The sequence below is a fragment of the Tenuifilum sp. genome, from assembly GCF_037481895.1.
GTDB classification, from domain to species: Bacteria; Bacteroidota; Bacteroidia; order Bacteroidales; family Tenuifilaceae; genus Tenuifilum; species Tenuifilum osseticum.
Genome location: NZ_JBBFKU010000010.1, coordinates 44,780 through 58,701 on the forward strand (window position 1 = coordinate 44,780; position 13,922 = coordinate 58,701).

The 13,922-nt window shown below is 41.4% G+C and carries 10 protein-coding genes; 7 read left to right on the top strand and 3 right to left on the bottom strand.

The genetic code is table 11. From position 1 onward, the window contains the following. Positions 1-51 precede the first annotated feature (51 nt). The 6 genes from guaA to WHS63_RS04585 all read left to right on the top strand — a co-directional run bounded on the left by guaA (position 52) and on the right by WHS63_RS04585 (position 7,082). Positions 52-1,581 (top strand): glutamine-hydrolyzing GMP synthase, encoded by a 1,530-nt coding sequence (gene guaA, locus WHS63_RS04560; RefSeq protein WP_445204087.1) that lies wholly within the window; start codon positions 52-54, stop codon positions 1,579-1,581. A gap of 16 nt (positions 1,582-1,597) precedes the next feature. Continuing rightward, entirely contained in the window at positions 1,598-3,190 is a 1,593-nt protein-coding gene (locus WHS63_RS04565) for a S41 family peptidase (RefSeq protein WP_445204088.1), read from the top strand. A gap of 74 nt (positions 3,191-3,264) precedes the next feature. Then, on the top strand, positions 3,265-4,842 hold the full coding sequence (locus WHS63_RS04570; protein ID WP_445200260.1) for a DEAD/DEAH box helicase: 1,578 nt from the start codon (positions 3,265-3,267) through the stop codon (positions 4,840-4,842). A gap of 14 nt (positions 4,843-4,856) precedes the next feature. Next, a complete protein-coding gene (locus WHS63_RS04575) occupies positions 4,857-6,011 on the top strand; it encodes a THUMP domain-containing class I SAM-dependent RNA methyltransferase (RefSeq protein ID WP_445202200.1) in 1,155 nt (384 codons plus the stop codon). A 131-nt stretch (positions 6,012-6,142) separates the two neighbouring features. Next, positions 6,143-6,685, top strand: coding sequence for a SiaB family protein kinase (locus tag WHS63_RS04580; protein ID WP_369489863.1), 543 nt, complete (start codon positions 6,143-6,145; stop codon positions 6,683-6,685). Positions 6,686-6,701: 16 nt separating this feature from the next. Next, on the top strand, positions 6,702-7,082 hold the full coding sequence (locus WHS63_RS04585) for a DUF1987 domain-containing protein (protein WP_369489864.1): 381 nt from the start codon (positions 6,702-6,704) through the stop codon (positions 7,080-7,082). Positions 7,083-7,144: 62 nt separating this feature from the next. Here WHS63_RS04585 and WHS63_RS04590 read toward each other — a convergent pair whose 3' ends face one another. Genes WHS63_RS04590 through WHS63_RS04600 form a run of 3 tightly spaced genes read right to left on the bottom strand, consistent with a single transcriptional unit; the run spans position 7,145 to position 11,589 of the window. Beyond that, entirely contained in the window at positions 7,145-10,246 is a 3,102-nt protein-coding gene (locus WHS63_RS04590) for an ATP-binding cassette domain-containing protein (protein ID WP_445204089.1), read from the bottom strand. Positions 10,247-10,259: 13 nt separating this feature from the next. After that, positions 10,260-10,670, bottom strand: coding sequence for a hypothetical protein (locus tag WHS63_RS04595; RefSeq protein ID WP_369489866.1), 411 nt, complete (start codon positions 10,668-10,670; stop codon positions 10,260-10,262). A gap of 10 nt (positions 10,671-10,680) precedes the next feature. Then, a complete protein-coding gene (locus tag WHS63_RS04600) occupies positions 10,681-11,589 on the bottom strand; it encodes a hypothetical protein (protein WP_445204090.1) in 909 nt (302 codons plus the stop codon). 176 nt (positions 11,590-11,765) lie between these two features. On the opposite strand from WHS63_RS04600, the gene WHS63_RS04605 reads away from it, so the two are divergent. Further along, positions 11,766-13,892, top strand: coding sequence for a DPP IV N-terminal domain-containing protein (locus WHS63_RS04605; RefSeq protein ID WP_445204091.1), 2,127 nt, complete (start codon positions 11,766-11,768; stop codon positions 13,890-13,892). Positions 13,893-13,922 lie beyond the last annotated feature (30 nt).

Below are 13,922 nucleotides of genomic sequence, written 5' to 3' on the forward strand. Positions count from 1 at the left end.
AATAATTTGTTCTATTTTCTTACCTTTGCAATTCAAAGTGTTTGTATTACCATGCATCAAAAAATTTTGATACTCGATTTTGGCTCCCAGTATACCCAGCTAATTGCACGTAGAATTAGAGAGTTCAATGTTTACTGTGAGATTCACCCATTTAACAGAATCCCAAAGCTTGACAATACCGTTAAGGGGGTTATACTATCCGGAAGCCCTTTTTCCGTGAGGGATAGGAATGCTCCAATGCCCGATTTGACTGATATTAGGGGAAGATACCCTTTACTTGGAATTTGTTACGGAGCACAGCTGCTATCCCATACCAATGGGGGTGAGGTTTTACCATCGGCCATAAGGGAGTACGGCCGGGCTACTTTGGAGGTTGTTGATAGTAACTGCCCGCTTTTCACGAGCCTATCGCCAAAATCGCAGGTTTGGATGTCGCATGGCGATACCATAGCAAAAATTCCTGATAACTTTAAAGTTGTTGCCAGCACTGCCGATGTAAAAGTAGGCGCATTTAGCGTGTTGGGCGAGCAAACCTACGGTATTCAGTTTCACCCGGAGGTGTATCACAGCGTTGAGGGATCAAAGCTACTCAAAAATTTTGTAGTTGATATTTGTGGCTGCAACCAGGATTGGACACCCGCATCGTTTATCGATGAAACAGTCTCGAATCTCAGAAACCAGTTAGGTAATGATAAGGTTGTTCTGGGCCTTTCTGGTGGGGTGGACTCATCGGTTGCCGCTATGCTGCTGCATAAAGCTGTAGGCCCAAATTTGACCTGTATATTTGTTGATAATGGACTACTTCGTAAAAACGAGTTTTCGCAGGTGTTGGAATCCTACAAAAATTTGGGTCTCAATGTAATTGGCGTTGACGCCAGTCAACGATTCTATAGTGAGCTAAAGGGCGTTTCCGACCCGGAGCAGAAACGGAAAATTATTGGGCGAATCTTCATTGAGGTTTTTGACGAGGAAGCGCATAAGATTAAGGATGTAAAATGGCTTGGTCAGGGAACTATCTACCCCGATGTAATTGAATCGGTATCGGTTAATGGTCCATCAGCCACCATAAAATCGCATCATAATGTGGGCGGGCTTCCCGAAAAAATGAACCTAAAGGTAATTGAGCCTTTACGCCTACTTTTTAAGGATGAGGTTCGCAGGGTTGGCAAGGAGTTGGGTTTACCCGGGGGCATCCTTAATCGCCATCCTTTTCCCGGGCCTGGTCTGGGGATTAGAATACTTGGCGAAGTTACACCAGAAAAAGTACGACTCTTGCAGGAGGCCGATAGCATTTACATACAAGGATTACGCGAAGCAGGTCTGTACGATAAGATTTGGCAGGCCGGAGCCATTCTACTTCCCGTCCAGTCAGTGGGTGTAATGGGCGATGAACGCACATACGAATTTGTGGTAGCCTTACGTGCTGTTACCTCTACAGATGGAATGACCGCTGATTGGTTCCATTTCCCTCACGAATTCCTGGCTCGTATCTCAAACGAGATTATTAATAGGGTAAAAGGCATTAATAGAGTGGTTTACGATATCAGCTCAAAACCCCCCGCCACAATAGAGTGGGAGTAAAATTTTATTACTGTGTATGAAAAAATTATTGTCAATTTTTCTTTTAGTTTTTGCCCTGTTTTACTCGGCAGGCGCTCAAAACAATTCTAGCTTTAGCGCATATAAATTTGTTCGCTTTATTCAGTACCTATCAGGGAACTATGTTGATACCATCAACGTAAATCAGCTGGTTGACGATGCCATTATTGAAATTCTGGGACAGCTCGATCCCCATTCAATCTATATCTCAAAGGAAGATGTTCAGGCCATGAACGAACCCCTTGAGGGAAACTTTGAAGGTATTGGTGTTGAGTTTAACATCCTTAACGATACCTTAATAGTAGTTAATCCCATTTCCGGAGGGCCATCGGAACGTGTTGGTATTATGGCCGGTGACAGGATAGTTGAAATTGACGGGAAGCCAATTACCAATATTGGGTTAAAAATCCCCGATGTCCATAAGCTACTGCGTGGGCCCAAAGGTACCAGGGTTGATGTGAAAATTTTACGTAAGGGTGTTTCCCAGCTACTAGATTTTACCATAATCCGCGATAAAATACCCATTTACAGTATTGATGCTTCATACATGGCTCGTCCGGGTATTGGGTATATCAAAATAAATCGATTTGCTGCCACAACCGAGCAGGAGTTTGTTGAGGCTCTTGAGAAACTTGAGAAGGAGAAAATGGCCGACTTAATAATCGATTTAAGGAACAATGGAGGAGGCTTCCTTAACTCGGCATACGAGCTGGCAAGCTACCTTCTTGAACCCGGTAAGCTAGTGGTTTATACCCAGGGCCGAAATAGCCCCCGAACCGACTACTTCTCCCATTTCCGTGGCCGTAAGCCATTTAAGGGCCGGCTTGTGATAATAACCGACGAGGGTTCAGCCTCGGCAAGCGAGATTCTTGCTGGTGCAATTCAGGACTGGGATCGTGGTATAGTTGTTGGTCGCAGAACTTTTGGCAAAGGGCTTGTCCAGAATCAGCTCCCCTTGCCCGATGGTTCCATGATTAGGTTAACCGTGGCCAAATACTTTACACCTACCGGCCGAGCCATCCAGAAACCATACAAAATGGGTGATGTAAAGGATTACTATTCCGATTTGGATAAACGGTATAGTAGAGGTGAGTTTTTCAATCAGGATAGTGTCCATTTTCCCGATTCGCTTAAGTACACCACTTTGGTTAAAAAGAAAGTGGTTTATGGTGGCGGCGGCATAATGCCCGATGTTTTTGTTCCTCTCGATACTACTTACTACTCCGAATACTACGGTAAACTTGTTCGATCAGGTTTAATTAACCAGTTTGCTATAACCTGGGTTGATGCTAACCGTGAATTGCTTAAGAAGAAATACCCGAAGTTTGAAGTCTACAACAAAAACTTTGAGGTTACCGATAACATATTGGATGAACTCTATTCCTATGCCGAATCCCGGCAAATAGCTCGCGATAGCACTGGTATTCAAACTTCCAAAGCTGAACTAAAACTCCAGCTGAAAGGTTTGTTTGCCCAATCGCTTTTTGGTTCAGGTTTTTACTATCAGGTTACCAATGAACACAACGAATCGTTCATTAAAAGCCTTGAGGTGATTAACAATTGGACTCGATATAAGCATTTAGTACAATAATTTTTCAGTTTTTTTTTAAATTTTAAGTGTTTTAATACTTTTCACAGGTCGTTTTTTGACCAATTAATTATGTTATGGAGATAAATAATGAATTCAGGCAGTTGGGTTTATCGGAAAAAGCCCTTCTAGCAATTAAGAAAAAGGGTTTTGAGCAACCATCGCCTATCCAGAAAATAACCATTCCGGTATTGCTGAGTGAAAGCTGCGATATAATAGCCCAAGCTCAAACAGGTACTGGTAAAACAGCAGCCTTTGGCTTACCAATAATCGATTTACTCGATGGTCAACCTAAGGGAATTAAGGCATTAGTCCTTGTGCCAACCCGCGAGCTCGCACTTCAGGTTTGCGACGAGATGCTATCGCTGGCCGATAAGCGAATTATTATTACCGCAGTTTACGGTGGGCAATCAATCTCGGAGCAACAGCGCCGTATAAAAAAAGGTGTAGATGTGGTGGTTGGCACACCCGGTCGCATTCTCGACTTGATCAACCGTGGCGATCTCGACTTTAGTCAGCTCCAGATATTTGTTCTCGATGAGGCCGATGAAATGCTTAACATGGGTTTCATTGAGGATATTGAGGAGATTATGCGTCACACTCCCAAGGAGAAAAGGGTGCTACTTTTCTCGGCTACAATGCCCGATCGTATTGTGAAGCTGGCTAAAAACTACATGAAGGAGCCCAAGAGGCTTGAGGTTGACAAGGCAAAACCCACCACTGGCTTAACGGATCAGATTTACTTTGAGGTGCGCGAAGGCGATAAGTTTGATGCCCTAACCCGGATTATTGATATTGAGCCCGAATTTTACGGACTGGTCTTCTGTCGTACCCGCAACGATGTGGATGTAGTTACCGGAAAGCTAATTGAACGTGGTTATGCTGCTGAGGGATTACATGGTGAAATTTCGCAGGCACAGCGGGAAAAAACCTTAAGCCGTTTTCGTAAAAAGCATATAAATATTCTTATTGCTACCGATGTGGCTGCACGGGGTATCGACATTGTTGATTTAACCCATGTGATTAACTACAGCCTTCCACAGGATCCCGAATCGTACATTCACCGTATAGGGCGTACAGGACGTGCCGGAAAGCAGGGAACAGCCATTACATTTGTTTCGCCCGAGGAATATCGAAAGCTGAACTATTTCCAGAAAGCCACAAAGGTTAATATTCGTAAAGAGTTGCTTCCAACGGCTGAGGATATTGTTGCTGTTAAGCGCGAAAAGATTAAAGAGGAGTTAGTTGAGATTATAAACCAGGGCAACTATATGGATTACCTTGGAATGGCCGATGATCTTATTGAGACCAACAGTCCAGAGGTAGCCCTGGCAGCCCTGCTAAAGCTTGCCTTCAAAAGCCAGCTCGATGTATCGAGTTACACTGAAATTAGAACCTTCCGTGTCGATACCAAGGGAACAACACGCTTGTTCATTGGACTTGGCAAAAAGGATGGTATGACTCCCAAAAAGATTTCAGAGTTTATTCGTAAAGAGGTGAAAATACCCGATAGGAATATCGACGATATACTTGTTCGCGATGACTTTTCGTTCATCACAGTACCGTTTACTGATGCCGAGAAAATTCTCTCAGCATTCTCAAACAGAACCCAGGATGGTAAACCTTTGGTAACAAAAGCAAAACCCAAGAAGTAGATAGCTTAGTAATCATGAGCGAGAAATTTCAAATGGTAGCCAAAACCCTTCAGGGTTTGGAAGAAGTATTGGCCGAAGAGCTAAAGGAAATTGGAGCTGAAAACATTGAGGTTGGTTGCCGTTCGGTTTCCTATTACGGAACCAAGGAAACTCTCTATAAATCAAATTTTTGGCTAAGAACCGCTCTGCGAGTTTTAAAACCCATTTATGTTTTCAACGCCCGTACAATCGATGAGTTCTATGGGAATGCCCGCAAGTTCGATTGGACTTCAGTAATGGAGCTTTCCCACAAATTTGCAGTGGAGAGCGTTGTGAACTCGGAGTTATTCCCACATTCACGGTACATTGCTTTAAAGCTGAAAGATGCAATTGCCGACCAGTTCCGCGATAGGTTTGGCAAGCGTCCTTTTGTCGACCCCAAAAAACCTCACATCACCTTTCATATCCATGTGAATAACGATGTTTGTACCGTATCGCTCGATTCATCGGGCGAGTCGCTACACAGGCGAGGGTATAGGGTAGCACAGGATGTTGCTCCAATTAACGAGGTTCTTGCAGCAGGGCTTATCAAGCTATCGGGGTGGAATGGCGATTCCGTGTTTATTGACCCCATGTGTGGTTCAGGCACCATTCTGATTGAAGCAGCACTAATTGCCTATGGTATTGCTCCGGGTATTTTTCGCCAACACTTTGGATTTGAGAACTGGCTCGATTTTGATGAGCAACTACTGCAATCCATTTACAACGATGATAGTAGGGAACGTGATTTTGAGTACCTGATACTAGGCCGCGATATATCAAAGCAGGCTATTGCCTCGGCCATGGAAAATATCAAAGAGTCGGGGTTGAATAAAAAGATTGATTTGGGGGTGGCCTCAATTTTCGATTACAACCCTCCCAGGGTTGATAAGGGCATTGTAATAACCAACCCGCCTTACGGCGAAAGGCTAAAGAAGGAGCAGATTGAAAATTTCTATAAGCAGCTCTCCGATGTTTTTAAGAATAAGTATGCAGGGTACGATGTTTGGATTATAAGCTCAAACCAGGAAGCGCTCAGAAGTTTTGGACTTCGTCCCTCAAAAAAAATCAACTTACTCAATGGAGCTTTGGAGTGTAAGTACCAGCGATTTTCAATGTATAAGGGAAGTTTAAAATCAAAGCAGAGCTAAGCCGTATTTAAATACGGCTTTTTTTGTTTAAAAATCGTGCGTACTTTCTTGCATTTATCAATTAAAATTTTATTATATTTGTTTAAATATAAATTACATAGGTGTTGCTTGAATCAAGTACAAACCATTCGATGAGCGATTTTATTTCAAAATGCTATGCCAAAATGCATAGTGGCGATGTAATTGTAGCCTATAAGGGTGAGATTAATGCAAATATCATTGCCGATACACTTGGATTGGTAGAAGCAAAACTTTCGCACGAGATGGTTGAAAACTTGGTTCGGAAAAAACTTTACAATGTGATGGTGGAGTGCCTCCAAAATCTCTTTCATCATGTTGATAAAGTAACGCTCTCAGAGAATGAGCCCAAAATGGGTGCTTTTATCCTTTCCAAAACCAATGATGGGTATAGAATTGCCACCGGTAACCTTGTACGTAACGATAAAAGTAATATCCTTAAAGAAAAAATTGACAAGATTAATTCTCTTTCAAAGGATGAGTTGAAAGAATTTTATAAATTTGTTCTGAATAATCAGACGTTTTCTGAAAAAGGTGGTGGGGGGTTAGGCCTTATTGATATTGCCAGGAAAACGGGTAACAAGCTGAATTACGAGTTTACTCCATATAACGATGAGTACTCTTTTTTTAATTTAAGTGTATTAGTAAGTGAATAATTAAAACTACAATATTATGGAATTACTGAACATTGAGGGAACGCCAAAAACTCCGACCGTTATACTTAACCCCAGTACCGGAGTAATTGAAATAAAGGGTCGATCAATCCCTGAGAATTCAATTGAATTCTATCGTCCTGTTGTGGAATGGCTCGATGAATACATAAAAAATCCCCAGCCTAATACGGTTGTTAACGTTCAGTTGGAGTATTTCAACACTTCCTCATCAAAGTGTATTCTTGATGTTTTTAAAAAGCTTGAGGTTCTTAAGAAAAACCAGAAAGATGTAATTATTAACTGGTACTACGAGGAGGATGATGAGGATATGCTTGAAGCTGGGGAGGATTACGAGTCAATCATCAAAGTTCCCTTTAAGATGATTCAGATAGTGGATTAATCAGTAATTAGTATAAAAAAATAAGGGGCAAATTATGTTGCCCCTTTTTTATATCAAGTTCATCAACTTTCCGTTTCACCACCCAAACTTTCCAGCCACTCAAGTAAGCGTTTGAGGAGTCGGTAGTAGAGTACCAAGTACATCAGAATGCTCGATAGCCAAATCACAATTACATTAACCCAAATAGTACCGAAATAGTTACCAAAGAAGGGTTTTACCGGGGCGTAAAAGTGTGCACGTAGAAATTTTGATTCGGGGAACTGGTATATGGGGTCTATCTTCTGGATTAGTTGATTCTTATACTCAATGATTCGCTCAACCTCGCCCGAGTTTCGTACAAACTCACTTAAACTTTCGTTGTGATAACGCCTTTTTAGCTCTATGAATAGTTGTTGTCCGTTGGGTTGGCTATTCTGGAACCTTGTAATATAGTTATCTTTTTCCGCACTTGCTTTGTTATACAGCTTAACGTAGTGCTTTCGGAGTTGCTCAAGAAAATCGTTAAGCTCTTTAAGAATATCAGCATTAACCTCCTCCGGGGTTAGCATGGTGTACTTGCTAAAAATAAGACGTGAGGTTCTTGCGGCGGTCATCTCCTTTATTAGTTCATTCCTAATGAGCTCCAGAGCATTTTTGAATTCGGCTTTCTTTTCCTTATCGTCAAGGTTTCGGATACAGAAATCAACCTTATTCTGAATTGATTTTAGCCAATAGTTACGCTTGTAGTCCGATAAGCTCATTGCTTCATCGAAACGGTAAAGCGGCTTCATGTATCTGTTTTCCTTGAACTGGTATACTGCCAAGGCTTCATAGGCCCATCGGGATACTATTAGTTCCCCGTAAATTGGTATTTTACTTGGCGAGGAGATGGTTGGGTTTAGTTTCTCATACTTAACAATGATACCGCTAAGTATTATTTGTGGTATTACAAGGAAAGGTATAAGAATATATATGGTAACTACCGTTTTAAAGCTATCCGATATTACTAACCCCATCATGTTTGCTGAGAACCATGTGCTGAAAAGAACTAGCCAGTACTCAAAGTACATCCCTTTAATTTCCATTATACTGTTGCCAATAGCTACAAACATCAGGGCTTGAAAGGCTGATATGCCCAGAAGTATGGTAACTTTTGACATAAGGTAGCTCGACCAGCTCAGGTTCAGGAACGCTTCGCGTTTCAGAATCTTTCTATCTTTTATTATCTCCTCAGCGCTTACGGTTAACCCCACAAAAATCCCTACTATAACTGACATGAATAGGTAAACCGGTAAGTTGCTGTTTTCTAGGAGTGTATAGCCAAGCTTATTTGATACGTCAACGTTGTAGTACTTTATGATATAGGCTAATAGTAAAGCAAGTAGAGGCGTTTCAAAGATATTAATTATCATATACTGGCTATTGGCCAGCTTGCTTAAAATGTCGCGCTTTACAAAAATTCGAAGCTGTTTAACCCAGTTAGGAATTTTAAAGTGAATTTGAGGGAGTGACTTTGGTTGTGTATCAGGGGTAGGGTTTTCGGGGGCAAATCGTTTAAAGTACTCGTTCCACTCAAAAGGGCTTATCTTTCTTGCTCTGGTTGGGTTTCCGTACTCATCGAGCACATTCGATTCAACTATGTTGAAAATTTGTTCCGGGTTTACGTTACCGCAAACGGGGCACTCGCTCTCGTTCCAGTTGGCCTGCTGTACTCGTGATTTGAAGTAGATAATGGATTCAATGGGATCGCCATTGTAAATAAGGTATCCACCTGTATCCAGTATAAGTAACCTGTCGAACATCTTGAAAATTTCCGACGAGGGTTGGTGGATAACCACAAATACCAGCTTGCCTTTAAGCGTTAGTTCCTTTAGGAGGTCAAGAATGTTCTCGGAATCCCTTGAACTTAATCCTGAGGTAGGTTCATCGAGGAAAAGGATTGCCGGTTCCCTGATGAGTTCCAGCGCAATGTTAAGTCGCTTGCGTTGCCCACCGCTAATCTTTTTGTTTAGGGGTGAACCCACCCGCATATCCTTGATCTCATATAGCCCAAGGTTTTGTAGGGTTTGGTTTACAGCAGCCTCGAGCTGCTCATGGGTGTAGTTATCAAAGCAAAGGCGGGCGTTAAAGTATAGGTTCTGGTAAACGGTTAGTTCCTCAATCAGTAAATCGTCCTGCGAAACAAATCCTATTTGTCCTTCAACCAGTTCCTTTTGGTTGTGTATGTCAATGCCATTAATTAGGATACTCCCTTTTGTTGGCTTCTCGCTCCCGTTCAAAACGTTGAGTAGAGTGGTTTTACCGGCGCCCGATGCGCCCATTATCCCAACCAAGTGGCCACTCTCCTGAACAAACGACATGGGGTGCAACCCAATCTTGCCGCTTTTGAATCGGTATTCGATATCGATGGCCTCAAAAACGATTTTCTCTTTAATCTTATCCTGAACAAAGCGGCCAACAATATCGCTAAAGTATATTGGCTTTATCTTTGAATTTCGGATTGATGAACCGTTATTTAAAACAAAAATTTTATCCTTAACCAGCAAGTGCCCATTTAGGTAAAGCTCGTGTAAGCCATTGTAGCGTAGGAAAAAGATATTTGCCGACTCAACAAAAAGAATTTTTATGGGTTCATGAAGGCCTTCGGCGTAAAGGTGCCTCAAATCGTCATAGGGAGGCTCTTTAGAGTCGTTTATAAGCAAGATATTCAGGTGCGGGATTACTGAATCGAAACCAGAGAGCACAAAATCCTTAAGGTTTTGAAACTCGTTCTCAGGAACGTAAAAGGTTTCAGCCACAGTGCTTATGAAAGCCATTTCCTGTTCAGTAACCTCGCCTTCGTCAGGTTTTACAAATTCAAGCAGCCTGATTAGTACAACAATTTTTTGTTGTTGCTGTAGTTCCTCATTTATTTGGGAGCATATTTTAAGAACCCTAACCGAGCTGGAAGATGTTCTTTTTTTTGACTTGCTTTTTTCGCTTTGCTTTTCCTGGTAAAGGTTATAGTAGTAGTCAAAAACCTTGAGGTACTCTTTAACCAGGTCGATATTAAGCTGATTCCTCAAGAACTCTTCCACAACCTTTCGCCGGTCGGCATAATCGTTATTCTCCTTCTCGTCCAGGGAAACCGGGCGGGCAATAATTGCAAAAAGTTGCATGAGAGCTTTTAGAATCGACTCGCTCATGGTTTACAGGAATTTACTGCTTAAAGCCTATTAGTAGCATTACGTAGCCAGGAATGAATTGGGGATTTTTAACATCTACCTGAATTATGCAGGTTACTGTTGATGTAAACCGAAAATCCCAGAAAGGGGAGTAGTTGAAACTTTCATTGGTAAACAGTAGGTTCTTTTCTGTATCGTAAACGGTAAAAACCAGTTTTCCCTTTTTGGCATTAGTGCAGGCCGATATTCTATAAGTATTATCGGCATAAAAGGTTGTTCTAAACTCAATCCGCTGGTCGGGTTTAAGGGCTGCAAAGTATTCCTGCCCATCGCTTATGTAGTTCGATGGGAAATTGATAGAGCATGTTTTTTTTAGCTGCTCAATCTGTGAGAATGAGTTTAGGCTGAAAAGTGTTAGGGTTAATATGATTACTATGCGCTGCATATTGGAATATTTATTCGGTTAGCGAAGAGCGTATTTGCTCAATCTTTTTGCTGATAATTTTAAGGTGATATTCTGACATTACCACCCGCGATTGGCTTCTAATGGTTATAACCCTATTTGCCTCGTCAACAATTGGTTCGCGGTATGTGTAGGAGTAGATTATCCCATCAAACTCATAGGCAAGGTCAATAAGGCTGTCGAGCAAATTGGCAAATTCGGTTGATTTATAGTAGAACGGCGTTAACAGCTCAACCAGGTTATCGAGTGGGTGTTTTTGTTCTCCAATACGGTTAATAATCTCTCTATCATTGTGCTCCTGGGCAATTTTTGTCATAATGAACAGGCTTTCCACCCAACAACCAGCTACAACCAATGCACTTATATCGTAACGTTCATTCTTTTTCAGGTACAAATCAGAACTTGCGTAGGTATCCGATATTATTTTTATCAGTGAGTCTTTATTTTCGATATTGTTCTCAATCCTTTCAAATATCTTTTCGTCGAACGATTCAGTGATTCTTAGCTGCTCACTTAGCTTTTTTATTACACCTAGGTATTGGAGCGACTCCTGAGTTTTATCGTATATGTTTAGGTAGCTTAAGTCGGTACCATAAATACCAAGGTTTACCGCTTGCTTAAAAGAGGTAGTGTAGCGCTGATAATTTTTTGTACTATTAATGCATGATTCATTGAATGGGATGTTGTTCTTTTGAATCAGGTTAACCACCTGCCAGGGCGAAGGAATTGGGAAAATGGCATTTTCAACCTTAACCAGTGTCGATAGCGTATCGGCTGTGGGTTGGGTTGTTTCGTTATCCTGTTTGGGTGAGGGTTTACAGGATGCTAAAAAAGCGCTTATAAGTACTAGGGCTAATTTTGATTTGGGTAATCGTAAGCTCATTGTCAGTGTTTCAATCATAAAAGAAAAATAGCTTTTTAACGAAATGTTTACTAAGCAAAAATACCACAAATGTTGAAATATGTAGGTTTCTGCTTTACATTTTAAACCATACAAACTTTTTAGTATCAATTTAAACAATAAAGTTAACTATTTTAGCTTAAATTTCAATAGTGCAATCCCTAAAAATTTTAGATATGAAAAGATTTTTTTCAACCTTTTTGATTATTACACTGGTATTTACAGTTTTTGGGCAAAAGGAACTTACTCTGGAGCAGGCTGTTTTGCGCCAGGGTACGGAGTTTCGCCCTAAAACCCTACCCGGTTTTAGCTGGTTGCCTGGAACCGATGAGTATTCCTTTGTTAGCAACGACAGCTTAATCATTGTCAATGTTACTGATTCAAAGAAAAACCGAGCTGTTACCTTATCGGAAGTAAATGAGGCTCTTATGGCCAATAGCCTCCAGCCTCTAAAAAGGGTACCATCGGCGTGGGGCGATGGCAAGCAGCTCCGCTTCATGGCAGGTAACTACTTTGTGTTGTATAACCCTGTAACCAAAAGCATTGCGTCAAAGTTTCTTGTGGCCGATAATTCTGAAAACCACGAGTTTAGCCCTGATGGCAGGTGGATGTCATATACCATTGGTAACAACCTTTTCCTTGCAAACGCTCTGGGTGAGGTTATTACAGTAACAAACGATACTACTGATGGAATTGTTAACGGGCAGAGTGTTCACCGAAATGAGTTTGGAATTAACAAGGGTACGTTTTGGTCGCCTTCTGGACGATATCTGGCATATTACCACATGGATGAGAGTATGGTTACCAAATATCCATTGGTTGATATCTCAAAGCGTGTTGGCGAGTTGGTGAACATTCGGTATCCTATGGCTGGCATGCAAAGCCATGTGGTAACCGTTAGGGTTTATGATACTCAAAACGGTTCAACGGTTGAACTAAAAACCGGTGAACCCCGTGAGCAGTACTTGACCAATATTGCTTGGACTCCGGATGAGCGTTCCATACTGATTGCTGTTCTGAATAGGGAACAAAACCACATGTGCATGAATCGTTACAACGTAAGCACTGGCGATTTTGAGTTAACCCTGTTTGAGGAGAGCAGTAGTAAGTATGTTGAACCACTTGAACCGCCTTTGTTCATTGACAGTAACTCATTTTTGTGGCTTAGCCGTCGCGATGGATGGAATCATATTTACCTGTATTTGGCTGATGGTAAGTTTGTTAAACAGCTCACCAGAGGGGAATGGGAGGTTACAAGTATAGATGCCACGGACTTTAAGAATGGCTTGATTTACTTTACGTCAACCAAGGAGAGCCCATTGGATAGGCACTTATACTCTGTTTCAACTAAAAATGGCTCTATTACAAAGTTGACAACGGGCTCAGGGACTCACCGCTGCATGATTAGTCCAAGTTATAAGTATTTTGTTGATTTTTATAGCTCAATAACAGTTCCCAATCGGGTTGCAATGCACACTACTAAGGGTAAACTGGTAAAACAGTTAATTGATGCGCCAAACCCATACACTGGCTATAATGTTTCGTTGCCAAACCTAATCACTCTTACCGCAACTGATGGAACTACTTTATATGGAAGAATTATAAAACCAGTAAATTTCGATTCTACACAAAAGTACCCAGTTGTAATATACGTTTATGGGGGGCCACATTCGCAGCTGGTAACCAATAGCTGGATGGGAGGCGCAAGGCTTTGGGAGTGCTACATGGCTAACAAGGGCTATATTCTTTTCACACTCGATAATCGTGGCACTTCGAACCGTGGCGCTCAATTTGAGCAAACTATTCATAGGCAATTGGGTTCGGTTGAACTTGGCGATCAACTTGTAGGAGTTAATTACTTAAAATCACTTCCTTATGTTGATTCAACTCGGTTAGGGGTTCATGGGTGGAGTTTTGGTGGTTTTATGACAATAACCATGATGCTTAGAGCATCCGACCACTTTAAGGTTGGTGTTGCTGGTGGTCCGGTTACTGACTGGAAATTCTATGAGGTGATGTATGGTGAGCGTTACATGGATACTCCCGATGAGAATCCAGATGGATACAAGAAAGCTGACCTTAAGAACTATGTTACAAACCTGAAAGGCAAGCTTCTTATTATTCATGACGATATGGATAAAACGGTAGTTCCGCAACATAGCCTCACCTTAATTCATGAGTTTATTAAAAATGGTGTACAGGTTGATTTCTTTATGTATACCCAACACGACCATAATGTAATGGGTAAGGATAGGGTGCATTTGATTGATAAAATTATACGATACTTCGACGATAATTTATAGTGCAAAGGGTTCAATAAAAGGCAGGAGTTT